We start from the raw sequence: 25,967 nt of genomic DNA, 5'->3' as shown, positions 1-25,967 counted from the left end.
TCTTGAAGGAACGTCCGCCCAGACCGCATGAGCGATAGGGTGCCGCGCGAACCGCGGCGCTCTATCGCTTAAGTGCTCCAGGTACGATAGCTGACGTCGCTTGCGTTATCCAAACGACTGGATAGCAAACGTCAAGCGATAGAACCGTTTCTTTGGGCACCGCGCAAGTCAGGCAAAAATCAAAGTATAAAAAAGTCAGGCACTGTAGTTCGATGCGCACGAGCCTTACCCGCGAAAGAGTTGTTACCGGTTAGCTCACATGCGGTGTATCCCGTTTCGACCGACGGTGATCGAACCGTGGTCAAGCTGGCGTGGCAAAAGCATTTGCGCCGGTTAATGCCCGGCATGTATCCTTGAGTCGATCGGAATCCGTTGTATCAAAGCAGGCCAATGCGTTTCTACGCGAAAGCGGCCACCTGCGTGGCGTGCGCAACGCTGGGCGCGGCCAGCAGCCGACGCGTCGCTAGAGCCCTGAATCGGCATTGACTCATGCGAGAGAGTTGGGTGCGTTGGCCTCTCCGGCTATTGGCAACACGATTTCTCCTTTCCCTGGGACAGGGTGTTTGCGGGTTCGAGAATTGGCCTACCGCGTCACCAGGCCGTCGACACCGTCGGCCCCTGCTTAGCCCTGTTTCCCGAGCAACTTCAAGGTCCACACGGATGGGTCCATACGAAGTGTCATGGCCATTGGCCGCGGCGTTCGCATTCCGGGCGACGCACAAGGAGCGCTGAGGATGGTGCTAGACGAAGTATCAGCGCTGACGAATGCGGGTTCGCTGCTCTCGCCCGGCGGCGAGATGGTCGCGTCATACGATCTGGAAGTGACCAATACACCCGCTCTCGGATATCGCGCTCTCGGGCGGTCCAATAACATCAATAACGCCGCATTGAGCGCATTCAATCCGGATTACGCGGCGGTATCGCGCGTACACGTGATTAATGGCATGGGCGTGACACTAGGCGATTCAGTTATCGGCCTCACCGCTCTTATTGCGATCAAGGCGCGATTTCCCCACCTTTCATTCACGATTTATCGGCCGGCGCACGCGCCGGCTTATGTAAAACGCCTCTATGAACTGGCTGCTCCGCTATTGGGTTCCATCATCGATTTACCTGTGAAGCTCGACACACTCTCTTACACAGAGTTACTTATCGACTTAGGCAATCATCTATTCTGGCCAAAGTTTGCTTCGCTGCCGATGATCGATTTCTTTCTCGACGCAATGGGGATAAAGGCAGACGAAGTCCCAGCTATGAACAAGCGCAATCACTGGCTGCAGGAGCTGGTGCTGCCAAGGCCACAAGCAGTAAAGGGCGATTATGTTTTACTGTGCCCCACCGCGAGTACGCCCGTGCGCAGCATCCCTGCATCGTTGCACAAGGACCTCGTGGAAGCTTTGTGGCAGCGTTACAGGCTTCCCGTGGCGGGTTTTGGCGATATCGATCATATGCTTTACACTGACGTCACTTCGCGAGCGCCCGATACGGCAGATTTTCTCGCGTGGATCAAGCACGCCGCGTATCTGGTAACACCCGATACCGCCGCCGTTCATATAGCAGCCGGCTTCGATATCGCCACGACCGCGTTTTTCACTACTATCGCGCCAGATTTGCGGGTGCGCGACTATCCGTTTTGCAAGTCTGTTTCCTTACCCGTTCCTGAATTGAAGGGCATACAAGCCAGTAACCAGGCATCAGATGTGGAACGGGTTGAACGCGCCTATCGTGCGCTGAAGTTAGATATGGATTTTTATGGATTTGCTTAACAACTGTGCTTACTACTTCAACAGATCAATCGGAATAAATTACTTGTAGATGTAAGAATTATTTCTAATAACGTTCCCTGAAAATCTACTGCTTTGTCATATTCGGGCAAACCATTAGGGTGGTATGCTTCCTGCACATAATCTTCATACGCAAGTGTTACGGTGAGTTGTGCGCCGCTTTGGAACCTGTTCTGCACCACTAGCGGAATAGATGCAAATTACATGCACCATCTTGTGGTATTTAGCAAACGTTTGCGAACACCCCGAATTTCTTGATTCATCCGTGCGTGGGCAGTAAAGACGCCCGCTACGCTTGGTTCAACATTCGCAGCGCAGTCCGGCTGCATGGAGCAACGCAATGTTTTTCGACGAACTTAGTAATGAAGAATGGACACTGGTTGCCGCCCTCGTGACGGAAGGTGAAGTCCGTGAACATCGGCGCGGCCGTCCGCGTGCGCACCCGCGCACGATCGTGAATGCTGTGCTGTGGATTCTCACCACAGGAGAAACCTGGTCGAAGCTGCCCAGTCATTATCCGACCGTGCCTACCTGCCGCCGTCGATTCAACGACTGGCAAATGAACGGCACGCTGCTCGAAATGGTGACGCGGCTTGCATCGCGTGGCCGGTCCTTCGCCATCGTGCCGTCCACGCCGACCGAAGCGCCGCCGCGCCAGACGCAGGCCACTTATGAATGCGATCGCTTGCGCGGCGTGTTCTGGCAGAACCCGGAGTCGTGGGGCGATTCGGACGGAAACAGCGCAAACGGGGTGGACGCGCTTTTCGCCGCCGTCCCGCGCCGGATTGCCGAAGCGCACGACGTCGCGCGCGCCAACGCGCCAACGCCGTTGTCGCCGACCCGTGCGGCCATGGCCGCCTCGGCGTCGCATTCGTTCCAGCGTGACCCGTCGGACGCCCGGCATCATTCTGTCGATCCGTTGCCAATGGCTTTCGAGCCCGACTGTGCCCCCGTGCATGACGGTCACGGTTACGCCATCTACGCCATCGCGCGGCCGGTAGCGGGCAGCATGTTCCGCGGCTGGGCCGAAATCGTGAAGGACGGCCGTCGGGTGGAACGTTCCGGGCTGATCGGTCCGCGCTTCGAGAACCCGCAGGAAGCGGCGGAGTACGCGCTCGAATGGTCTCGCAGATGGATCGCGGCGCAATCCACTCGCATGACCCACCCCGTGCAAACTCCCGCCGACGTACCGCATGCTGCGCCTGCAGCCAATCCTGCGGCCGGCCAGGCGCAGCAGGAGTCGAAGCGTGAACGCGCTGCAGCGCCGGAGCGCGTCGAGGTTCGCCGCTATGCGGATGTTCAAGGCTAAGACGTTCAAGGCTAACGCTGGATAGTGCACTGAGCCAGATCTCATCCGGTCTGAATGGTTTGACAGGAAACGCTGTGCGGCGCATGTGAATCACGCGCCGCACAGCGGTTTTTATTGCCGGCCGTACTTGTCGTCGAAACGGACAATATCGTCTTCGCCCAGATAGGTGCCCGACTGGACCTCGATCATTTCAAGCGGCATCTTGCCCGGGTTTTCAAGCCGATGCTGAACGCCAATCGGGATGTAGGTGGACTCGTTTTCCGCGAGAATGAACGTCTCGGTGCCGCGCGTGACAAGCGCCGTGCCCCGGACCACGACCCAGTGTTCCGCGCGGTGATGATGCATCTGCAATGACAGCCGCGCGCCCGGTTTCACAACGATCCGCTTGACCTGGAAACGCTCGCCGTTATCGATTGAATCGTAATGACCCCACGGCCGATGTACCTTGCGATGATCCGCGGCCTCCTTGCCTTGCTCCGCCTTGATGCGCACGACGATCGCTTTCACGTCCTGCACGCATTCCTTGTTCGCGACAAGAATGGCATCCGCCGTTTCCACGATCACGAGGTTATGCGTTCCCACGCAGGCGATCAGCCGTCCTTCGGAATGCGCATAAGTCGATGTCGCTCCCTGGAACATCACGCGGCCACGCGCGACATTTTCTTGGCCGTCCTTCGGCAGGATTTTCCAGATTGCGTCCCACGAGCCGACGTCGGACCAGCCCGCGTTCAATGGCACAACCGCACCTGAGCAGACGCTCTGATCGTTGGCCAGCTGCTCCATCACGGCATAGTCGATAGAATCCGACGGCGACGCGGCGAACGCTTGTTTGTCGAGCCGGAAGAACTCGCCGTCGTGGGTGCCGGCATCACTGGCGGCGCGGCAGGCGGCGTAGATGGCAGGCTGGAAGTGCTCGATGGCCTTGAGCCATACGGAAGCGCGCACGATGAAAATCCCCGCGTTCCACCAATACTCGCCGGAGCTGACGTACTGGCGCGCGAGTTCGAGATGCGGTTTCTCGACGAACTTCTGGAGTTGCCATGCCCCCGAGCTCAGCATCTGCTGGCCGACCTTGATGTACCCGTAGCCGGTTTCCGCATGCGTCGGCACGATACACATGGTGACGATCGCACCGTCTTGCGCGCATTTGGCGCCCGCGCCAATCGCCTTGTGGAATGCTTCGGTATCCGTAACAACGTGATCTGCCGGCATGACCACCAGGATGGCGTCCTCGCCGGCCGCCATCGCGTGCATGGCCGCAACAGTCAGCGCGGGCGCCGTGTTCCGCGCAAGCGGCTCCAGGATGAGGCGTGCGCGCCGGCCACCGGCCAGCAACTGGTCGGCGGTGGTGAAGCGATGATCTTCGCCGCAGACGATGATGGCGTCGTCAATGCGCGCCGTGCCATAAGTCAGTCCGTCCAGACGCTGCGCAGTAGATTGCAGCAGCGACTTGTCACCGATCAAGCCAATCAGCTGCTTGGGGAAGTGCTCGCGCGACATGGGCCATAGGCGTGTGCCCGCGCCACCGGCCAGGATAACCGGCTGGATCCTGAGCTTCGTTTCAGCTCCGCCAGGGATAAGCGGAGTGGTGTTAAGTCTCGTGTCGAGAGCGGTCATGACGGGGGAACTCCTTGAGCTTGATCGGGTATTACAATTTTTAGCACGTAGTAAATGGCTGATAAATCAAAAAACCGAAAAATAATCATCGGACATACTCGAATCGGTAACTTGGTAATTAAAACGTAACGAGAATAGACCGCTGAATTTTTTTCTTACTTTTCTGGAATTTTTTCTCGAAAATTAATTGCTTAATATTCGGCGGCAAGCCTTTCCCAGTAAGGCGCGGGTCGATCAGTAACAATCTGAAAAAAATTCACTGAAGCATCGCCTGTAGACTGCTGTGGTGGCCTTGTCGCGACTTTCAAACCGCTTCGTGACGAAAATAAATCCGCGGAAAGACGTTAATTAACCCGCGCATTATTTTGCGGTTGCAGCATGAATTAAATTCCAGCCTCATACGGGTATGTACCAAGGCGACGGGCGCTCTCGTTTCTCCGCCTTTGCTTCCGGTCTTTGCACCAGACGAATGAGTGAAGCTGAAGCGAGACCCGAGCAGATTGTGTCTTCCCACCCGAGGTGTCTTACATGTTGAGCGTGCTTTCGAGAATGATCGACATCGCGATGGTAGCGCTGGGCGCGCTGCTGGCCGCGTCGGTGCACGCCGGAAATCCCGTCTGGCTCGACGACATGCAAAGCACGCTGCTCGCATTCAATTGCGTGCTGGTGATCATGACGTTCCCGTCCTTCGGAATCTACAAGTCGTGGCGCGGCAAGCCCGTGTATGACCTGCTGTGGCGCGTGACGCTGGCATGGCTGATGGTCGAAGGAGCGGGCGTGCTGCTGACGTTTAGCGTGCATCGGGCAGATTTGTTGTCGCGTTTGTGGCTGCTGTATTGGGGTGTCGCCGCTGCGGGCTTGCTGATGCTTTCGAAGGCAGTGGTACATGCCACGCTCAAGTTGATCCGTCGCGAAGGGTTTAACCAGAAGGCGGTCGCCATCGTCGGTGCTGCGCCTTATGGAGAATTCCTGATCGAGCAGATGCGCAGCCGTCCCGAAGCAGGTTTCAGCCCGGTCTATGTGTTCGATGAAACCTTTCCGGAAGTCACCCTCGCCGGTGTGCCGGTAAGCCGCGATCTGGGTGACCTCACGGCGCTCGTGCGTCGGCGTGCGATTCGCGAGTTGTGGCTGGCGCTGCCGATCTCGCAGGAGCGAACCATCCACAAGCTCGTCACGGAGTTCCGCGACGACTTCGTGAATATCCGCTTCATACCGGACGTGCGCAGCCTGTCGTTCTTCAATCACGCGGTGGTGGATCTGCTCGGCGTGCCGGCCATCAACCTGGCTGCATCGCCGATCACGGACCTCAAGGTGTTGCCGAAGCGGGTGTTCGACCGCTTGTTCGCGGCAGGCGTGCTGCTGTGCCTCGCGCCGCTGCTGATCGTGCTGGCGGTGGCCGTGAAGATGTCCTCGCCCGGGCCCGTGTTCTTCAAGCAGAAGCGCAAGGGTATTGATGGTTACGAGTTCGAGATCTACAAGTTTCGTTCGATGAAAGTGCACAGGGAAACGGCCGGCCACGTCACGCAGGCAAAGAAGGGTGACAAGCGCGTGACACGCGTGGGCGCGTTCCTGCGCAGGACCAGCCTGGACGAGTTGCCGCAGTTCATCAATGTGTTGAGAGGCGAGATGTCGGTAGTCGGTCCGCGCCCCCATGCGCTCGAACACGACGACATCTACAAGGACTTGGTCAAAGGGTACATGTACCGCTATCGCATCAAACCCGGCATTACCGGCTGGGCGCAAGTGAATGGTTTTCGCGGCGAGACTGACCGCATCGAAAAGATGATGGGACGCGTGAAACTCGACCTGTACTACATGCAGCACTGGACCTTCGGACTCGACATGAAGATTGTTGCAATGACCTTGTGGAAGGGTTTCGCCGGTTCGAATGCTTACTAAGAATTTTTTGAATAATTTGCCAACCCTGGAGCGCGTGCTATGAAACTGACCATCATCGGTAGCGGCTATGTAGGCCTTGTGACGGGCGCGTGTCTGGCCGATATCGGTAACGACGTTCTATGCCTCGATCTGGACGAACGCAAGATCGCGATCCTGAACGGCGGCGGCGTGCCGATCCACGAACCGGGTCTGCAAGAGGTGATCGCGCGTAATCGCGCGGCAGGACGCCTGCACTTTTCCACCGATGTTAAGGCTGCGGTCGAACACGGCGATGTGCTCTTCATTGCAGTGGGCACGCCCTCCGACGAGGACGGCTCCGCCGACCTGAAATACGTGCTTGCGGCGGCGCGCGATATTGGCCGTTACATGAACAACTTCAAGGTGATCGTCGACAAGTCGACGGTGCCGGTTGGCACGGCGCGTCGCGTGAAAGCGGTGATCGATCAGGAGCTTGCAACGCGTGGCGAGCAGCACATGTTCTCGGTGGTCTCGAACCCGGAGTTCCTGAAGGAAGGCGCGGCTATCGACGACTTCACGCGGCCGGACCGGATCGTGCTCGGCTGCGACGACGACGTACCCGGCGAACGCGCCCGCGAACGCATGAAGCGCCTGTATTCGCCGTTCAACCGTAATCACGAACGCACGCTGTACATGGACGTGCGCTCGGCCGAATTCACCAAGTACGCGGCTAACGCCATGCTCGCCACGCGCATCTCGTTCATGAACGAACTCGCGAATTTCGCGGATCGCGTGGGCGCGGATATCGAGGCGGTGCGTCGTGGCATTGGCTCCGATCCGCGCATTGGCTACGACTTCCTGTATGCGGGTTGCGGTTATGGCGGTTCGTGCTTTCCGAAGGACGTGCGTTCGCTGATCCAGACGGCTGGCGAGTACGACGAGCAGATGGAAATCCTGAAGGCGGTGACGTCGGTGAACGAGGCGCAGAAACAAACGCTCGCCAACAAGATCGTGGCCCGACTGGGCGATGACCTGAGCGGCATGAAGTTCGCGCTTTGGGGCTTGGCTTTCAAGCCGAATACCGATGACATGCGCGATGCCCCGAGCCGGGTATTGATCGAAGCGCTGCTCGCGCGGGGCGCGTCGATCAGCGCCTACGATCCGGTCGCAACCGACGAAGCACGCCGCGTGATCGCGCTCGACCTGCGTGCCACGCCTGCTTTGCTCGCTCGCCTCACGTACGCGAACAGTCACACGGAAGCGCTTGATAACGCCGACGCATTGATCATCGTGACGGAATGGAAGGTGTTCAAGAGCCCGGACTTCGACGGCATGAAACGCCGCCTGAAGACTCCACTGATTTTCGATGGCCGCAATCTCTACGAGCCGGAAACCATGAACGAGATTGGCGTGGAGTATCACGCGATTGGACGTGGCGTTCGGCAATCGGTGAAGGCGCCGGTCACGGCCTGAAGAACAGGCTGGCAAGACAAGAAATCTGCGGTTATTAAAAAAATATCGACACACCCAGGCGCTGCGAGCGCGGCTTCGGTTGAAGGACCCGATTCCGCGACTGCGCCGCTTTAACGGATACAACCCATGTTTCGACGCGTCTTGATTGTGTGCCATGCGAACGTTTGCCGAAGCCCTGTTGCGGAAATGCTGTTCCGCGCATACGCCGGCAAGCTCGCGGTGAACGACCCAAGTCGCCCGATCCGCCCGATCGAATTTCGCTCCGCCGGCCTCTTCGCCGAAGAAGGCCGCGAAATCGATCCAACGATGCACCGCTTGCTGGTGGAGCGCGATGTCGATCCGTCGGGACACTCAGCGCGCCGGCTCGACGAGTCCATGGCGCGCGCTGCCGAGTTGATTCTCGTACCTGAAAGGCAGCAGATTGCCGCCATTGAACAGATGGCCCCGCACACACGCGGCAAGGTGCATCTGCTTGGCAAGTGGGAAGACTCTGAAGTGGCCGATCCATACGGCGGCCACGAAGATGCCTATCGCGAGAGCTTCGGCTTAATTGAACGTCTGGTCCAGGGATGGCTGAATAAAATATGGTGAACCGGTCTCTAGTCTTATCTGTTTCCGTGGTCTTTTCGCTGACAACCTTTTTGTCGGCTTGCGGCGCGTTGCCGGGTTACAACCTGAACACGTCGCGCCTGAACGATACGGACCCCACGCCGACCGCGACCTATCCCGTGCACCTGATCACGGCGGACGTGATCATGCAGCAAAACCGTCCCGGTCCGGCAGCGCAACTGCCGCCCTCGCGTTTCGCGGACCCGGCGCAATACGTGTATCGGCTGGCGCCGCAGGACGTGATCGGCATCACGATATGGGATCACCCGGAGCTCACCACGCAGCAGGGGCAGACCATGTCGGCGGGTGGCAACACCACGCAAACAATTGCTGGCGCGCTCGCGCAGCCATACACCACTGCGTTGCCCGGACAGGCCGATCCGTTCGGACAGACGATCGCGCCTGACGGGACGATCTACTTCCCGTTCGTCGGCAAGCTGCGCGTGGCGGGCAAAACGGCAGGCGAGATTCGGGATCAGCTCGCGGCGGGCTTGTCGCCCTACCTTAAGAAGCCGCAAGTCGACGTTCGCGTGCTGGCTTATCGGAGCCAAAAAGTTTCAGTGACCGGCGAGGTGAAGACGCCCGGACCGCTCGCGATGAGCGACGTGCCGCTGACGCTGATCGACGCAATCACCCGTTCGGGTGGTACGAATTCCGACGCAGATCTGCAGCGCGTGCGTCTCACGCGTAACGGCAAACTCTACGTGCTTGACGCCGACGGCGTGCTTGATCGTGGCGAGATTTCGCAGAATGTGATGCTGCAGGCGGGCGACATTGTGAACGTGCCGGATCGTACCGACAGCCGCGTGTTCGTGATGGGCGAAGTTAAAACCCCGCTGCCTGTTTCGATGATGAAAGGCCGCCTGACGATCGCCGATGCACTGACGCAAGCAGGCGGCATCCTCGACACGGACGCGAACGCACGGCAAATCTACGTGGTGCGCGGTGCACGCGACAAGCCAACTTCACCTGAAATCTACCGCCTGGATCTGACGCAACCGGATTCGCTGCTGCTGTCCTCGCAATTCCAGCTTCATCCGCTCGACGTGGTGTATGTGGGCACGTCCGGAGCCGTCCAGTTCAACCGTCTGGTCAACCAGGTTCTGCCGAGCTTGCAGACACTCTTCTACCTGAAGGAACTGACGCGATGAACGCTATCCATAACGTCGAATGCATCGAAACAACCGGGGATGAATCGTGAGCACGCCAGCACATTCGTTTCAAGTCAAGACCGAAGAAGAGGACGTTGTCCTGGGGCAATTGCTGCAGGTGGTCCTCGACGACATCTGGTGGCTGATCGGCACCGCGGCCTTCATCATTCTCGCCGCGGCCGGTTACTGCTACGTCGCAAAGCCGGTCTACTCCGCCGATGCACACGTTCGCGTGGAGCAGTCCGACAACACGTCGCAAGCGCTCACGCAAACGCAGACGGGCGCCGCGATCGGTAATTCGTCGGGCGCGCTGCCGACCGACGCCGAGATCGAGATCATCAAGAGCCGGGGCGTGGTCGCGCCTGTCATCGAGCAGTGCAAGCTCAACTTCTCGGTGAGCCCGATGACCGTGCCCGTGCTCGGCAGCATCGCCGCGCGCCTCGCGACCTCGGGCAAACCGGGGAAGCCGTGGCTCGGCATGTCGTCGTATGCGTGGGGCGGTGAACAGGCGATGGTCGATTCAGTGGAAGTGGTCCCTGCGCTGGAAGGCGTGAAGATGACCATGACCGCGCTCGGCAACGACCGCTATTCGCTGGCCACGCCTGAAGGCGTTCCGTTGCTCCAGGGCCGCGTGGGTGAGATGGCCAAGGGTAATGGCGTATCCATCGATGTCACGAAGCTGGTGGCGCGTCCCGGTACGCGGTTCGTGGTGCTGCGGGCCAATGATCTCGATGCCATCGCCTCGTTTCAATCGGGCATTACGGTTGTCGAGCAGGGCAAGTCCACGGGCGTGATCCAGATCTCGCTCGAGAACGGCGACCCGGCGCGTGCCGCTGAAATTGCGAATGCGCTGGCTAATTCTTATCTGCTACAGCACATTGAAAGCAAGCAGGCCGATGCGGAAAAAATGCTCGCGTTCCTGAAGAGCGAACAACCGCGCCTGAAAGGTGATCTCGAACACGCTGAAGCCGCGTTGACGGAGTATCAAAGCAAGTCCGGTTCGATCAATGCAAGCGACGAAGCGAAGGTTTATCTCGAAGGCAGCATTACGTATGAAGCGCAGATTTCCGCGTTGAAGCTGCAGATTGCCACGTTGGACCAGCGCTTCGAGAGCAGCCATCCGGCGCTTATCGTCGCGCAGCAGCAGCTTGGGCAACTGGAAGCTGAACGTGCGCGTTTCACCGAGCGTTTCAAGAATCTTCCGGCTTCCGAAGTAAAAGCGGTGTCGCTGCAACGCGATGCAAAGGTGGCCGAAGATATCTACGTGCTGCTGCTGAATCGTGTACAGGAACTGTCGGTGCAGAAGGCTGGAACGGGCGGTAACGTTCATATTGTCGATGCAGCGCTGCGCCCGGGTGCGCCGATCAAGCCGAAGAAATTCCTGATCATGTCGGCGGCTGTGATTCTCGGCCTGATCCTTGGCACCGGCCTTGTGTTCCTGCGCCGCGCCATGTTCAAGGGCATCGTGGATCCGGACAAGGTCGAGCGTCTTGCAGGCTTGCCGCTGATTGGTCTTATCCCGATGAGTACGGAGCAGGCTAAGCTCGACGCGGAAGCGAAACGCACGGAGCGCGACCGTGACCGTGTCTCGCCTATTCTTGCGACCATGCGACCGAACGATGTCTGCGTCGAAATCATGCGCAGCCTGCGTACGTCGCTGCAGTTCACGCTGATGGAAGCGCGCAATCATACGGTGATGCTGACAGGCCCCGCGTCGGGTGTCGGCAAGAGCTTTCTCGCGGTGAACCTTGCCGTATTGCTGGCGGCATCGGGCAAGAAAGTCCTGCTGATCGACGCCGACATGCGGCGTGGCAAGCTGGAGCGTTCGTTCGGTGTTGAGCGCACAAACGGGCTGGCTGAATTGCTTGCCGGCACGATCGGACTCGAGCAGGCCATCCGCACCACGCGCACCCCGTTCCTGAGTTTCATGCCTGCGGGCAAGCGTCCGGAGAATCCGTCGGAGCTGTTGATGTCGCCGCGCCTTCAGCAATATCTCGATGGCCTGGGGCGCGTGTACGACGTGGTTTTCATCGATACCCCGCCGGTGCTCGCGGTAACGGACGCATCGCTTATCGGCAAGCTGTCGGGGACCAACTTCCTCGTGATGCGCTCCGGTGCGCACAACGAAATGGAAATCTCCGATGCCATCCGCCGCCTGCGCTCCGCGGGTATTCCGCTGCACGGCGCAATCATGAATGGTATGCCGGCACGTTCGCGTGGCTATGCCCGCGGACACTATGCAGCGGTTGAAGACTACTTGAATGTTTGAACGCGAGCGGAGAGCCGCATGACATCGACCTCGACCTCGACCTCGACCCTTAGCATCTCCGTGATGGTGCCGACATATCGTCGCCCCGCCGATCTGAAGCGTTGTCTCGACGCGTTGCGCGCCCAGGCGCGTCCAGCCGATGAAGTGCTGGTTGTCGCGCGTCCTGAAGACGATGCGACGCATCGTGCGCTCGAGACAGAGCTGGCTGCAAATAATCCGTTCGAGTTGCGCGTGATCGAGACGGGTCTGGGCGGGCAGGTCGCGGCGCTGAACCGCGGACTTGATGCGGCGCGTGGCGACATCATTGCGATCACCGACGACGACGCCGCGCCACGCGTCGACTGGCTGTTGCGGATTGACGAGGCCTTCAGCAACGATCAATCGCTGGGTGCGCTCGGCGGCCGTGACTGGGTGTTCGAACGCGGCGCGCTGCTCGACGGCGAGCGTTCGGAAGTCGGCGTGATCCGCCGCACCGGCAAGATTTGCGGCAACCATCACCTGGGCGTGGGCGCGCCGCGAACGGTCTCGTTGCTGAAGGGCGCGAACATGATTTATCGGCGCTCGGCGGTGGGCGGATTGCGCTTCGATACGCGTCTGCGCGGCAAGGGCGCACAGCCCGGCAACGACTTGTCGTTTAGCTTGAGCGTGCGGCGCGCGGGATGGAAGATGGTCTACGATCCGCGCGTGGCGGTCGATCATTTTCCCGCCGAACGTTTCGATGACAACGGCCGCGATGCGCAGACCCTTGGCGCACTCACCGACACCGCATACAACCTGCACCTGGTGCTGCGCGAGCACCTGGGTCCGATCGCGCGGCACGTGGCGTGGTACTGGTACGCCGCCATCGGAACGCGTGCAATGCCCGGCCTCGCACATGCGTTGCTAGCACTTTCACGCACTCGCGATACGGCCTGCTGGGCGCGTTATCGCGCAATGCGCAAAGGCGCTCAAGATGCGCGCCGTGACGCGCAACATGAGCCCGCAGCCTACGCGCTCGCCATGCGCGGCCGCACCGACGGCGCGAGCGCCGCATGAGCCGCGTATCGCGGGTTCGGAACTCACAGGACCACATCGACGTGGAGCTTTCCCGCATGCCAGCGACTAACGTTCACGTGCATTTGTTCTATGGCACCGACCCCCGGTTCTATCGCAAAGGGGAGAACATCGGTTGCCTGTATGGTTATCACCATGCAGAGTCGCCGGAGCTCAAGCTGACGTATTCGCGCGACAAGCCGGAGAACAAAATCGTGCGCGTTGTGCGACGTGGATTGAAAGCAGCGCTCGGCTTCGACTTCATTCATACGTGGCGTAACCGCGAGGAAATTCTCAACGCCGATGTCATCTGGACGCATACGGAGGCTGAACACTTATCGGCGGCGTTGTTGCTGCGTTTGAAAGGCCGGGCTCGCGGCAATCCGATGTTGCTCGCCCAAAGCGTCTGGCTCGTCGACCGGTGGGCGCGCTACGGAGCATTGCGCAAGTGGGCGTACAAGAAGCTGCTCGCTCGCGCCGATGTCCTGACCACGCACGCGAGCGAGAACGCGCAAATGGCGCGCGACTATTTCAAGCGTGATGTGGAGCAAGTGTTCTACGGTATCAACCCGATCGACTTTCCGTTGCAGGAACCGACTGCATGGCAACCCCATACGCCGGTGCGAATCGCCGCAATTGGTAACGATCGCGATCGCGACTGGGAATCGCTTGCTCAGGCGTTCCGGCAGAATCCGGCGCATGAAGTACGGATCGCAACGCGTCGGCGGGTATCGAAAGCGCTGCATGCAAGTAACGTGAAGATCGCGCCCGCGATCGGCATGAAGGCGGCGCGTGAACTGTATGACTGGGCCGACGTGATCGTGGTGCCGCTGCGCCCGAACTCGCATGTCTCGGGGATAACGGTGGTGCTCGAAGCGGTGGCGCTCGGCAAGCCTGTGATCGTCTCCGATGTCGGGTCCTTGCGCGATTACTTCGGACCAGAGCATGTGTTCTATGTACCGCCGCACGACGTGCCCGCGTTGCAGCGCGCGCTCGACATGATAGTCGCTGATCCCGCGCTTGCCCTGCAACGCGCGCAGGCGGCGAGCCGTCATTTCGCCGCGCGCGATTACACCACGCGCCAGTTCGCGCTTCAGCATGTTCGTCTTACGCAGGAGTTCATGAGAACGCGGCACGTCGTCGCTGCGCGTTCCCCTGATACCGTGCTGCATGCCGAGATTGGTCATGTTGCGCCTCAACGCCGGGTGAACTGATCCATGAGCACGCCGGCCTCTGCCCGTACGCCGAAGTATCTGGCCGATCTGATCGAGAACGGTGGTAAGCCCCTGCGCGCTGGTTTCCTTGGCCTGTTCCGCGACGACCCAAAGCATTGGGTGCCGCAAAGCGGGTTCTGGGCGTTCACGCTGCTGCTGATTCTGGCGCATCAGGGAACGGCGCTGACCTATGGCTTTCCGGCCCTGGCGACCGGCGTCGGCTTGTGGCTGTACTTCAAGAGTCCCGCGCGTTACATCGGCTTCGTCTGGTGGCAGTGGTTTCTCAGTCCCGAAGTACGCAGGCTCTCGGATTTTGCCAAGGGCGGTTTCACGGCCACGAGCCTGATCCAGGTCGCGCCCGTGGTCGTGACCATGATCTGCGGCTTGACGGTGGTTCGGCACTACAAGGTGCTGGCTGAGCGCCGTGGCCTGCCGTTCCTGCTGATCTTCATGGGCCTCGCTTACGCGTACCTGATCGGCGTGATGTCCAACGGCCCGATGGCAGCCACCTATGACTTAGCGGCGTGGCTGTATCCGGTGCTGATCGGCTTTCACATCATGGTCCATGCTCGCGAGTATCCGAAGTACCGCCAGGCGATCCTCGATACATTCATCTGGGGCATGCTGTTCATGGGTGGCTACGGTCTCATTCAGTTCTTCCTGATGCCGGGCTGGGACTCCATGTGGATGATCGGCTCGCAAATGGCGTCGCAAGGCGATCCGGTACGGCTCGGCGTGCGCGTGTTCAGCACCATGAATTCATCGGGGCCGTTCGCGCTTGCCATGATGGCCGCGCTCACCTTCACCATGGCCGGCACGCAGAGCGTGCGCTGGGTGGCGGGCGGTCTTGGCTTCATCTCGTTTGGCCTGTGCATGGTCCGCTCGACGTGGGGCGGCTGGGTCATCGCGATGGTGTTGCAACTGCTCAAGGCGAGCAACAAGGTGCGGGTGCGGATACTGGTCGGCGCGGTGGTGCTGGCGGGGCTTTCCGTGCCGCTGCTCACCTTCGGGCCGATTGCCGACAAGATGGCGACGCGCTTGCAGTCCATCACCAATCTCAGCGATGACAACAGTTATGCCGCGCGCAACGAGTTCTACGCATCGTTTGCGAAAACCGCCTTCACCGACGTCTCCGGCGAGGGATTCGGCGCCACCGGTTCATCGACGAAACTCTCGACTTCCAACGGCGATCTTGGTAAATACGGCAGCTTCGACAGCGGCGTGATGAACGTGCCGTTCGTGCTCGGCTGGCCCGGTTCGCTGATGTATCTCGCCGGGTTGGGCTTGCTGCTCGCACGTGCGTTCCGTGCTTCGTTCTCGCTGCGCGACGACAAATACGCGCAAGCCTCCTTGAGCGTCGCGTTCGCGATTGTCGGCATGCTGGTGTTCACGAATACCTTCACGTCGATTGGCGGGATGATCCTTTACATGGGCCTTTGCTCGGTCCTCGCCGCGCGCCATCACCAGCGGCTTGCGCGTCGCCGGGAGCAAGCAATCCTGGCACTTTCCTTCCCTGATAAGGCACCCCGATGAGAATCGCCATCGTCACTCATGTCGTGCGTCATAACGACGGACAAGGCCGCGTGAACTACGAGATCGCGCGCGCTGCTTTGGCGGAAGGACATCAGGTCACGCTGCTGGCATCGCACGTAGCGCCGGAGCTTGCTTCCGAAGCGCGCTTGCGATGGGTATCAATCAAGGTTGGACGCTTCTGGCCGACCAAGCTTTTCAAGCAGCAGATCTTTGCGCTTAAGACGGGGTTGTGGCTGAAGGCGCACAAGAATGAATACGATGTGTTGCATGTGAACGGGTTCATATCGTGGGCGAAAGCCGATGTGAATACGGCGCACTTCGTGCACGGCGGCTGGGTGCGCAGTCCGTATTATCCGTTCAAGCTCACAGGTGGCTTGTGGTCTGCGTATCAGGTGTTGTATAGCCGCGTGAATGCACGGCTTGAACACTGGGCGTATCAGCGCTCGAATATCATCGCCGCGGTGTCGGAGAAAGTGGCTATCGAGATTCGCGCGAACGGTGTAGCGGGTGAGCGTATCGAGGTGGTCTATAACGGCGTGGATACGAGCGCGTTCAAGGCGGCACGCGTGAACGGCGCCGATAGAAAATCGTTCGGATTACAAGACGATGCCTGCCTGTTGCTGTTCGTCGGCGACTTGCGCACGCCGCGTAAGAACCTGGACACGGTGCTAAAAGCGCTGGTTCAGCTTCCAGCCCATGTGCAACTGGTGGTGGCCGGTTATCTTCCGGGCAGTCCTTATCCCGATGAAGCCAAGGCGTTGGGCATTGCGGATCGCGTGCATTTCCTGGGGCTGGTGAAGAACATGCCCACGCTGATGCATTCCGTCGATGCCTTCGTGTTCCCCTCGCGTTACGAAGCGATGAGCCTTTCGCTGCTGGAAGCGCTCGCGGCCGGCCTGCCGATCATCACGGCAAAGACCGCGGGTGGCGCGGAGATTATCGGCACGGACTGTGGCATCGTGCTCGACGATCCCGACGACGCCACCGCACTCGCGGGTGCGATCACCAAGCTCGCTGACGCGCCTGAGTTGCGTCGTGAAATGGGTGAAGCTTCGCGGCTGCTGGCGGACCAGTTTGGCTGGGCGCGCATGGCGCGGCGGTATCTGGATATGTATCGCGGCTTTGCGAATCAGGCCGGTGCGACGGCGTCCGGCGAGGTGCACACGGAGGGCGGGGCGCCTAAAGCGGCGGCGCTGATGAAGAGTTCGGCGATCAGTTCGACGATCGTCGCCGGCCATTCCGTGTTGCGTGGGACTACGAAAAAATCAAACGTGTCGCCTGTATGAGCAGATTGGCGGTTGTCGTTATCCATCTACAATTTCGATCAAGGTCGTGGACATGAGCACGCAAGCCATCAAGTCGCTGCAAATTGGAATGCACTGGTTCCCCGAGCGCGCGGGCGGTTTGGACCGGATGTATCACACATTGGTGGGCGCGCTGCCGGGAGCGGGCGTGTCGGTACGCGGCGTGGTCGCGGGGTCTCCGCGGGTGGCGGCGGATACGGAAGGGGCCATTCACGGTTTCGGTCCGGCGGCGCAGTCGTTGCCGCGGCGTTTGATGGCGGCACGGCGTGCGTTGCGGGCGTCGTTGGGCCGTGAGCGGCCCGATGTCGTCTCGTCGCATTTTGCGCTCTATACCTTCCCGGGCCTCGATGTCACCCGTGGCATTCCACAGGTCTCGCATTTCCAGGGGCCGTGGGCGGATGAGAGTCATGTCGAAGGCGCTGATTCCATCGGGCAGCGAACCAAGCGGATGCTTGAGCAGCGGGTGTATGCGCGTTCGTCGCGGTTGATCGTATTGTCGGAGGCGTTCGGCGAGATCCTGCAGGCGCGCTATGCCATTCCTGCGGAGCGGATTCGCGTGGTGCCGGGTTGTGTCGATGTCTCGCAGTTCAATGTGCCGATGAGCCGTTCCGATGCACGTCGCCGGCTTCAGTTGCCGCAAGACCGGCCGGTGGTGTTGGCGGTGCGTCGTCTGGTCAGGCGGATGGGGTTGGAAGATTTGATCGAAGCGATGAAGCGTGTGAAGGCTCGGCAGTCGGATGTATTGCTGTTGATTGCGGGGAAGGGGCGACTTGCTGATGAGTTGCAGGCGCGCATTACCGATGCGGGACTTGACGACAATGTCAGGCTGCTTGGTTTTGTGCCTGACCGGCATTTGGCGGCGCTGTATCGCGCCGCGGATGTGAGCATTGTGCCGACGGTGGCGCTCGAAGGATTTGGGTTGATTACGGTTGAGTCCTTGGCATCGGGGACGCCGGTGCTGGTGACGCCGGTGGGTGGTTTGCCGGAGGCGGTTGCGGCTTTATCGGCGAATCTTGTTTTACCGTCGAGGGGCGTGGATGCAATTGCCGATGGGTTGATTGGTGCGCTGGATGGCTCGCTGAAATTGCCGACTGAGCAGGAGTGCCGGACCTATGCGCGCGAAAATTTCGATACCCCGGTGATTGCCAAGCGCGTGGCGGCGGTTTATAGCGAAGCCATTGATGCGGGCGCAGTGCATTGATAGTCGTGTGCGCTGCCGCTGGGGGGCCGGGTTGCTAGTTTCTGGCGTTAGCGGTCGAGGTCGGTGGCGGGTTGCTGCTTTCTAGGTCTTCGCGGGTTTAGTGTTGGCTGATTTTTTTTGCTCTATTGGCCACGCGCAGTGGCAAATAGTGATGCTGAGAAAAACCGACTTTTGTAGACTGCTAACACTGAAAGCAGCAACCCGGCATAAATCCAGAACCACTAACGCTAGAACCACCCCTTCCAAGCGAAAGACCACAAAACCGTCGTACTATCCCACTTTGGGCCCGCGCAGCAGCAAAAAGCCAGCCACCTGACATTTTGCGGGCCAGAAAAATGGGACTTCCCGGCATGGACCGTTTTCTAGCAATGAAAGTTTTCGTGCGTGTGGTCGAGAGCGGCAGTTTCTCCAAGGCCGCAGAAGCCTTGCGCTTGCCTGCCGCGAGCGTGTCCCGCACGGTACAAGCACTCGAAGCACACCTTGGCGCACGGCTTCTGAACCGCACGACGCGCAGCATCAGTATCACCGAAGACGGTGAGATTTATTATGAGCGATGCGTGCGCGTACTAGGCGAAGTGGACGACATGGAATCCGTCCTGTCGCGCTCCAAGCTCAGCCCAAAAGGCACTGTACGAGTCAGCCTGCCCGCGCTCATGGCGAAAAGCACCATCATCTCGACGCTCCCTGAATTCTTCGCCGCCTACCCGGATATCCGTGTAGAGATGAGCCTGACCGACAAGCAAGTCGACATCATCGAAGCGGGCGTGGATTGCGTGATCCGCGTCGGTGCCGTCGGCGATATTGGCCTGGTCGCGAAGCAGATAGGCCGCTATTCCCAGGTCACTGCTGCAGCGCCGTCGTATATTGAGAAATATGGCGAGCCCACGACACTCGAGGATCTCGAGCATCACATGTGCGTGGATTACCTCGTGAGCAAAACGGGTCGCGTCAGAAGCTGGGAGTTCGTGGTGGATGGCGAAACCAGGACCATTCCGCTGAAGGCGATTCTAGCGGTCAACGACGCCGATTCGTATGTGGAGTGCGGACTCGTCGGCCTCGGCCTGATCCAGGCGTCGAGCTATACGCTGTCGTCGTATCTGGAAAGCGGCGCGCTGATAGAAGTGCTGCGGGCGTATCCGTCGTACCCGCGCGTGGTCTCGATCCTGTATGCCGCGAACCGGCATCAGCCACGGCGGGTGAAGGTATTTATAGAATGGATCGCGGAGATTTACAGACGGCAGTCGTCACTGCAAATAGCCGAGGATGATCTGATTTCCGGCCATACCGTACACGCCGATCACGCGAATCACGCAAGCGACGTCACGTCTTGATCCCAGCCTCGACCTGCGCGCGTGCATGTTTGAACATCCATTCGAGGGTGTCGTAGATCGGGGTGACGGGCACGCGGCCAATCGCGTGCTGCAGCTTGGCGTTCGATCCCACCAGCTTCGCAATCTCATTGCGCCGCACGAATCGCGGGTCGACGAAAATCTCGATCTCGTATCCGGCAATGCGCTTCATCATGGTCAGGATTTCGCCAAGCGAATAGCCAATGCCCGAACACGTATTGAATACCTCGCCCGCGGGCGCGATCTCCAGCAGCCGTGTATAGACTTCGACGACATCGCGGACATCGGAGAAATCGCGGCTCACGTCCAGGTTGCCAAGCGACATGCGTGCTTCATGACGCGCGTGATGATTCACGATCTTCGGCAACAAGAAGTCGTCGCTCTGACCCACGCCCGTGTAATTGAACGGCCGCGTGAAGAAGACGGGCAGGCGGTCGAGCCACAAACGCGCCATGTTCTCCATGGCGAGCTTGCTGACCGCATAGTCATTGCCGGGATTCAGCGGCACGTTTTCGTCGATGACTTCCACGTTCGCATTGCCATACACATTCGATGTACTGGCCATCAACACGGCACGCGGTTTCTTGTCGAGTTGCGACAACGCCTCGAGCAGATTGCGCGAGCCCATGATGTTGACAAGGTAACTTTGCGTGGGCGGGTTGCCCGTGACGTGCGCGAGACCGGCGAGATGAACGACGACATCGGGCTGAGCGTCGCTCACGCATGCACGCACGGCATCGAGATCCAGCAAGTTGACCGGAACGCCGGTCGTGCCGGGTACGTCGGGCTCGGACGCGGGTGTAGTGGTGCCCCACACGTCATACCCTTCGTCCAGCAGACGCGCGGCCAAATGGCGTCCGGTAAAGCCTGAAAGACCGGTGATGAGAGCGCGACGGCTCTTGCTGCCGTCAGATTGTTTTATGTCGTTCATTGCGCTTGATATAGGCGGCGGCCGCTTCGCGAAGGGTTGCAGGATGATGGGCGGGTTTCTGCCTGCCTTGCCCGATGACGCAGGCGACTTGCCCCTTTCCATCAACGATTTCCGCCGATGTAGCCGCCGAGAACATGGAGTTCCGCCCTGCGCCTCGCGCCACGGGGCTTTTCAGCCATTTCCGCATCAACTTTGATAATGAATTTTATCACGCGGCCCTATCTTTAAAGGGAGCAGCGCACGCGGCGCGATCTACGTAGAGGGTATTTCCCGTCCTTCGCCCGTCTCAGTGTGGCGAAGCGAAATCCATTGCGCGCCGCTTCTGATCCGATAGCCGAGCATTACGCTTTACTTATTGTATGAAAGAACACACCCAAAAATATTCAATAGCCGACGCCGACGCGTTAAATAGTATTTCGGGGTGTGCGCATGAGCAAGCTCGAAAGGCCGTGGATTTATTACTTTTCGAAACATTTTTTTGAATGAAATAAGTCAGCAAAAAAGTCATTCAGAGGCTCTGGTGGCCCGCTGACAAAGGCTCCGGGGCTCTAACGGTTATTTACAGGCGACATGGGTGGCGTTTAAAAGTCGTTTCGAACGGTAATTGATCTCCATGTGTGGCTCATTCACCACTGGTGATCCAACATCAAACCCCATTTATTTCAGATTTTTTTGCAATATTTGAACGGTAGTCTTGGCTAACCGAGTAACGACCGTGACGCCTCTTCTGCACCATCGACCGATGGGGAGCAAAGCCGGCCGCTCTCAGACGGAGAAGACCTCTTGCATCGTTTTCCGCGCTTTTCGCGTTTTTCGTTTTTAGCATCACGTTGTCTGGTTGTAGGAACGCTCGGTCTGGCTGCAATGGGCTCCGCGTATCCAGCGTCACCCACGGTGCTGCAGGCGCGTACATCGTGGATTGGCAACACCTTTGGTTTCGGCGACGGAACGTGGACGCAGATCAACATCACCGCGATCGCAGTCAAGCCCGATGGCCGCGTGTACACCAACGCGCCGTGGGACGAAAGCGGGGCGGAAGTCAGCGTCTACAAGGACGGCAAGGTGCTTGGCACGGCCGGCGGCACGCACGGCTGGGGCAACTACGGCGGCAACGCGATTGCGCTTAACGGACGCTATGCGTTCGTTGGGGTCAGCGTAGGCAACGAGCGCGGCAATTTGGCGAAGGTGGGCGTGTGGCCGCCCAAGGGCAAGCAGTGGTTTGGCGTGTCGCGGAGGGACATCGGCGACATGAAACGCAGCATGGGATTCCAGGCGAACCTCGCCGCCGATAAAGACGGTCACGCGCAGCTTGCCTCCGCTTTCCTCATGATTAACGAGGTGCCGGAAGCCAAGCGCGGCGCATCGAAGACGGACGACGTGAAGCCGGACGTGGGTGGACTGGCTGCATCGGATGCGTTGTTGTACGTGGCGAATACCGCGATGAACCGTATCGAGGTGTACGACGCCGAGTCGATGCAGCAAAAGAGCAAATGGAACGCGACGCAGCCGGGGCGTCTGGCGCTCGCGAAGGACGGCACCCTGTGGGCGCTGGTCAATACGCAGGGCGGTCAGGCGCGGCTCGCGCATTACAGCGCGGCGGGCGCGGCGATTGATGATGCGCCTGGGCTCGCCGCGGGCAGCGATGCCGTCGATTTAACGCTCGATGCGCAGGGGCGATTGCTGGTTGCTGACAACGGACCGCGTCAGCAAGTGTTGATCTTCACGCGCGATGGCGGCGCCGGCAAATATCGCGAGTCGAGTGCGCTGGGTGAGCGCGGCGGCATTTTTTCTGGCGTCGCGGGCCGTCCGGGTCCGCAGCGATTCAATGGGCTGACCGGCGTGGGGGTGGATGCCGCCGGGAACGTTTATGTATCGACGAACGGGATTGGCGTGCGGCAGGGTTCGACCGGCGCGGGACTGGGCGCGACGCTTGAGAGTTACGCGCCTGATGGCCGGCAGTTGTGGCAAGTGCAGGGATTGTTGTTCGTGGATGGCGCGTGGATGGACCCATCGCGTCCGAATAGCGTCTACACCGGCAACAAGCGTTTTGAGCTGGATTTAACGAAGCCGGTAGGACAGGAATGGAAGTACGTGGGGTTCTTGTCGGGGCGATTCAAGTATCCCGAGGATCCTAGCTTCGGCGTTGATGACTGGCCGGGGCAGCCCATTGCTCGCAAGGTCGACGGCCGCACCTTTTTGTATTTGACGGACATGTATTCGGATCATTTGAAGATTTATCGATTCGATGCAAAGCGTGACGGCGAGGTGGCGATTCCTTCGGGCTACTTTGCGGGACGTGAGCGTGGTGCGCAGGGCATTGCGAATCATCCGCCGCATGGTGACTGGATCTGGCGTGACACGAATGGCAATGGCCGTTTCGAGGTGAACGAGTTCGTTGCGAACAATGGAGTACTACCTAATCCTGGCGGATGGGGGTGGTGGGTCGATACGAAGGGTGATATTTGGCATACGAGTGACACGCGGGGCATCAATCGTTTCCGATATGGTGGTGTGGACCGTGTGGGCAATCCGGTTTATGCCTATGACAACGCGCGGAACTACGCGATGCCGGCGCCGTTCAATGTGGTGAAGCGGGCGGTGTATGAGGCGGATACGGACACGATGTATTTGACTGGGTACACGGCTGACGAGCCGTTTGATCGTGGGTATTGGAAGGAAGTGGGGCGACGGCTGGTTCGATACGACCATTGGTCGAAGGATCCGGCGCAGCGGTATTCGGTTGAGTTGCCGTGGGATACGAAGAGCAAGCCGTTGGCTACGACGATTGGTGTGACGGTTGAGGGCAAGTATGTGTTCACGGTGGAGCCGGTTGGGATGGTTCATGTGTACGAAAAGGAGTCGGGTCGTGAGGTTGGGGTGATCAAGCCCGGACCGGAAGTGGGTGGTGCGTCAGGGTGGGTGGATGTGCCGAATGGCATTAGCGCGAGCCGGCAGGCGGATGGTGAGTATTTGGTGTTTGTTGAAGAAGATGCGCGAGGGAAGGTGATGATGTACCGGTGGCGCCCATAGGCTGTTCGTTCGTATTTTTTGGGCTTTCGGTGGGCAGGGTTGTTGAGGGTCGTGGGCGGGGGTGGTGCCAAGGTTCTGGCGTTAGCGGGCGGGTTCTGCGCCGGGTTGCTGCTTTCCAGTCTTCGCGCGTTTAGTGTTGGCTGATCTTTTTCGCTCTATTAGCCAATGCGCATGGCGGCGCGTCATTTCCTAGTCCTTAGCGACAAAGAAACGAAGCAAAGAAAACGCTTTCACCGCTCTACCCTAAGTGTCCACAGCGTGCAGTTTTCATTCGTGGGTGCCCCAAATGCACGGTGCTCGCCAGAGCCACGGATGCGTGAAGCCCTCCTTCTCGCGAATCCTGACAGTAAAACCCTTCGCCCCACACGCTCTCGAGCAAGCACCATTGCCAAGCAACCCGTACTGCCTTACAGCTATTTTTTTGCTTCATTTCTTGGCGGTGATTGCGTGGCCTGCGCTGTTGTTTTCGTTGGTGACGGCCTCGCAAATTTTTTGGACTTTACTATTTATCAGGTTGGCGATGTGGTTTGTCAGGCGTACAAATTCGGTGGCACGCAGTGGACACTTAGGGTAGAGCGGTGAAATATTTTTTTACTTCGTTTCTCTGTCACTTTGGACAACGAAATGACGTGCCACCACGCGCGGTGGCTAATAGCGATAAAGAGAATAGCCAACTTAAGCAGACCACTAACACCGAAAGCATCAACCCGGCGATGACTCAAAACCGCTAACGCAAGACTTTGGCATCAACCCCGACCCCTCCCCAAACCCTGACCAACCCCGAGATCGAGTGCGAACGATGGAAAAATCGATGCTGAAGAACATGGCGATTAACTTCTCGGGACTGGTACTGCCTACATTCGTCTCGTTGATCACCGTACCCGCATACATCCATCTCGTCGGCGTCGAACGTTACGGTGTAATCAGCCTCGTTTGGACCCTCATCGGCTACTTCGGCATTCTCGATCTCGGCATGGGCATGGCCGCTCAACACCAGATCTCAAAGGCTCACGCCGCCAACGACCCCGGAGCCCGCTCGCGCGTGTTCTGGAGCGCCATCTGGCTCAACCTGGGCACGGGCATCATCGGCGGAATCTTGATCTACTTCGGCGCCTTCGCCTACACCGCCTACGTCGCACATTCATCGCCCGCCATGCAACGCGAGGTCTATCACGCGCTCCCATGGCTCGCGCTGGCCATTCCCATCGCGAACGTGTCATGGGTCTGCGCCGGCGCCATCAACGGCGTCGAACGCTTCGGTATCTACAACACAAATCAAACGATCGGCACCTTCCTGTTCCAGTTGCTGCCGCTAGCCGCCGCCTGGAAAATCGCGCCGAACCTGCAAACCGTTCTCGCCGCCGCCGTCCTCGCACGGGTCCTCGCCGTGATCATGCTCGCACGTGCAAGCTTCAAGGTGCTCGACATAAAACGCATCGAATGGCCGCAGCTCGGCGTAGCCGGCGGCCTGTTCAAGTTCGGCGGCTGGATGCTGGTCGCGACCATCTCCAGCATGATCACCGACTCCCTCGACCGCATCCTCCTTGGCGCAAACCTTGGTGCGCGTTTCGTCACGTACTACACCGTGCCGCAGAACCTCGTTACCCGCCTGAACATGCTGCCGAACTCACTCGTTCGCACCCTGTTCCCGCGCTTGTCGGCCGTCAAACGCGAACACGCCGATGCCATGGTCCAGCAGTCGCTCGAATTCCTCAACGGCATCTTCACGCCCATCGCGCTCTTTGTCATGCTCGTGCTCGCGCCGTTCCTGCATCTCTGGGTCGGACAGGAAATTGCTATCGCCAGCGCACCCGTGGGCCGGATCCTGATCATCGGCGTATGGCTCGTCGGACAGGCCAGCGTCACGCGCATCATGATCCAGTCGCAAATCAATCCCGCCACAGCGGCGCGCATCGGCGTCGTTCAGCTCCCCTTCTTCGTGACGGCGCTGTGGTTCAGTATCGCGCACTTCGGTCCTATCGGAGCCGCCAGCGTGGTCGTACTGCGCTCGCTTGCCGACTACGGCCTCCTGTTGTGGATTTCGCGTATCCACGCCCGCCCCATTGCTGCCGACATGCTGTTGCACCTCGCGTTCCTTATCGCGGGCCTGGGCGTGGCGTTTGTCATCGATCCATTCGAGTATCCGTTGCAATCCATCGCGGCGGCGTTTGTACTCGCGGGCCTGAACCTGGGCTGCTCCCTTCTTATGCGGCCCGCGTTGCGCTCAATAGCGCGCGGCTTCGTCCATGAGCTGAATGTGCGCCTGAAACGGCGTGTGAAATCCACGGTTTAAGGTGAGGAGTG

The 25,967-nt window shown here is 59.4% G+C and carries 18 protein-coding genes; 16 read left to right on the top strand and 2 right to left on the bottom strand.

The annotated features are described in order from the left end of the window. The first annotated feature begins 821 nt into the window (after positions 1-821). Both ACSQ83_RS23885 and ACSQ83_RS23880 read left to right on the top strand, forming a co-directional pair. Positions 822-1,766: a glycosyltransferase family 9 protein gene (locus ACSQ83_RS23885; protein WP_436229833.1), complete on the top strand. Its 945-nt coding sequence runs from the start codon at positions 822-824 to the stop codon at positions 1,764-1,766. Between the two features lie 358 nt (positions 1,767-2,124). Further along, on the top strand, positions 2,125-3,093 hold the full coding sequence (locus ACSQ83_RS23880) for a transposase (protein WP_436229832.1): 969 nt from the start codon (positions 2,125-2,127) through the stop codon (positions 3,091-3,093). A 111-nt stretch (positions 3,094-3,204) separates the two neighbouring features. Here the strand turns inward: ACSQ83_RS23880 and ACSQ83_RS23875 are convergent, their stop codons facing one another. Beyond that, positions 3,205-4,710: a mannose-1-phosphate guanylyltransferase/mannose-6-phosphate isomerase gene (locus ACSQ83_RS23875; protein WP_436229831.1), complete on the bottom strand. Its 1,506-nt coding sequence runs from the start codon at positions 4,708-4,710 to the stop codon at positions 3,205-3,207. Positions 4,711-5,238: 528 nt separating this feature from the next. On the opposite strand from ACSQ83_RS23875, the gene ACSQ83_RS23870 reads away from it, so the two are divergent. From ACSQ83_RS23870 to ACSQ83_RS23820, 11 genes are all read left to right on the top strand, one after another. Next, positions 5,239-6,609: an undecaprenyl-phosphate glucose phosphotransferase gene (locus tag ACSQ83_RS23870; RefSeq protein WP_436229830.1), complete on the top strand. Its 1,371-nt coding sequence runs from the start codon at positions 5,239-5,241 to the stop codon at positions 6,607-6,609. Between the two features lie 39 nt (positions 6,610-6,648). Then, on the top strand, positions 6,649-8,040 hold the full coding sequence (locus ACSQ83_RS23865; protein WP_436229829.1) for a UDP-glucose dehydrogenase family protein: 1,392 nt from the start codon (positions 6,649-6,651) through the stop codon (positions 8,038-8,040). A gap of 126 nt (positions 8,041-8,166) precedes the next feature. Further along, a complete protein-coding gene (locus tag ACSQ83_RS23860; RefSeq protein ID WP_414968531.1) occupies positions 8,167-8,631 on the top strand; it encodes a low molecular weight protein-tyrosine-phosphatase in 465 nt (154 codons plus the stop codon). Next, entirely contained in the window at positions 8,625-9,800 is a 1,176-nt protein-coding gene (locus ACSQ83_RS23855; RefSeq protein ID WP_414968532.1) for a polysaccharide biosynthesis/export family protein, read from the top strand. The genes ACSQ83_RS23860 and ACSQ83_RS23855 overlap by 7 nt, the downstream gene beginning before the upstream one ends. A 43-nt stretch (positions 9,801-9,843) precedes the next feature. Continuing rightward, positions 9,844-12,069, top strand: coding sequence for a polysaccharide biosynthesis tyrosine autokinase (locus tag ACSQ83_RS23850; RefSeq protein WP_436229839.1), 2,226 nt, complete (start codon positions 9,844-9,846; stop codon positions 12,067-12,069). 18 nt (positions 12,070-12,087) lie between these two features. Further along, positions 12,088-13,104 (top strand): glycosyltransferase family 2 protein, encoded by a 1,017-nt coding sequence (locus tag ACSQ83_RS23845; RefSeq protein ID WP_436229828.1) that lies wholly within the window; start codon positions 12,088-12,090, stop codon positions 13,102-13,104. Positions 13,105-13,160: 56 nt separating this feature from the next. Continuing rightward, positions 13,161-14,315 carry a glycosyltransferase gene (locus tag ACSQ83_RS23840; RefSeq protein WP_436229827.1) on the top strand — a complete coding sequence of 385 codons (1,155 nt, stop codon included), beginning with the start codon at positions 13,161-13,163 and terminating at the stop codon, positions 14,313-14,315. Between the two features lie 3 nt (positions 14,316-14,318). After that, positions 14,319-15,848: a glucose-6-phosphate isomerase gene (locus ACSQ83_RS23835; RefSeq protein ID WP_414948711.1), complete on the top strand. Its 1,530-nt coding sequence runs from the start codon at positions 14,319-14,321 to the stop codon at positions 15,846-15,848. Further along, positions 15,845-17,134: a glycosyltransferase family 4 protein gene (locus ACSQ83_RS23830; protein ID WP_436229826.1), complete on the top strand. Its 1,290-nt coding sequence runs from the start codon at positions 15,845-15,847 to the stop codon at positions 17,132-17,134. Before ACSQ83_RS23835 ends, ACSQ83_RS23830 begins: the two co-directional genes overlap by 4 nt. A gap of 52 nt (positions 17,135-17,186) precedes the next feature. Continuing rightward, positions 17,187-18,353, top strand: a complete 1,167-nt coding sequence (locus ACSQ83_RS23825) for a glycosyltransferase family 4 protein (RefSeq protein ID WP_436229825.1) — start codon at positions 17,187-17,189, stop codon at positions 18,351-18,353. 350 nt (positions 18,354-18,703) lie between these two features. Then, the gene (locus ACSQ83_RS23820) at positions 18,704-19,684 is read left to right on the top strand and encodes a LysR substrate-binding domain-containing protein (protein WP_436229824.1); all 981 of its coding nucleotides are present in this window, start codon (positions 18,704-18,706) and stop codon (positions 19,682-19,684) included. Here the strand turns inward: ACSQ83_RS23820 and ACSQ83_RS23815 are convergent. Beyond that, positions 19,674-20,624: an NAD-dependent epimerase/dehydratase family protein gene (locus ACSQ83_RS23815; protein ID WP_436229838.1), complete on the bottom strand. Its 951-nt coding sequence runs from the start codon at positions 20,622-20,624 to the stop codon at positions 19,674-19,676. The two genes, ACSQ83_RS23820 and ACSQ83_RS23815, sit on opposite strands and share 11 nt — an antisense overlap. A gap of 873 nt (positions 20,625-21,497) precedes the next feature. Here ACSQ83_RS23815 and ACSQ83_RS23810 point away from each other — a divergent pair. From ACSQ83_RS23810 to ACSQ83_RS23800, 3 genes are all read left to right on the top strand, one after another. Further along, positions 21,498-23,663, top strand: coding sequence for a hypothetical protein (locus ACSQ83_RS23810; RefSeq protein ID WP_436229837.1), 2,166 nt, complete (start codon positions 21,498-21,500; stop codon positions 23,661-23,663). 312 nt (positions 23,664-23,975) lie between these two features. Beyond that, on the top strand, positions 23,976-24,245 hold the full coding sequence (locus ACSQ83_RS23805) for a hypothetical protein (protein WP_436229823.1): 270 nt from the start codon (positions 23,976-23,978) through the stop codon (positions 24,243-24,245). A gap of 217 nt (positions 24,246-24,462) precedes the next feature. Next, on the top strand, positions 24,463-25,956 hold the full coding sequence (locus ACSQ83_RS23800; RefSeq protein WP_436229822.1) for an oligosaccharide flippase family protein: 1,494 nt from the start codon (positions 24,463-24,465) through the stop codon (positions 25,954-25,956). Positions 25,957-25,967: the final 11 nt, after the last annotated feature.

Source organism: Caballeronia sp. LjRoot29 (assembly GCF_964252755.1).
In the GTDB taxonomy this organism is placed as follows: domain Bacteria; phylum Pseudomonadota; class Gammaproteobacteria; order Burkholderiales; family Burkholderiaceae; genus Caballeronia.
This window is presented reverse-complemented; position numbering and strand designations above follow the sequence as displayed.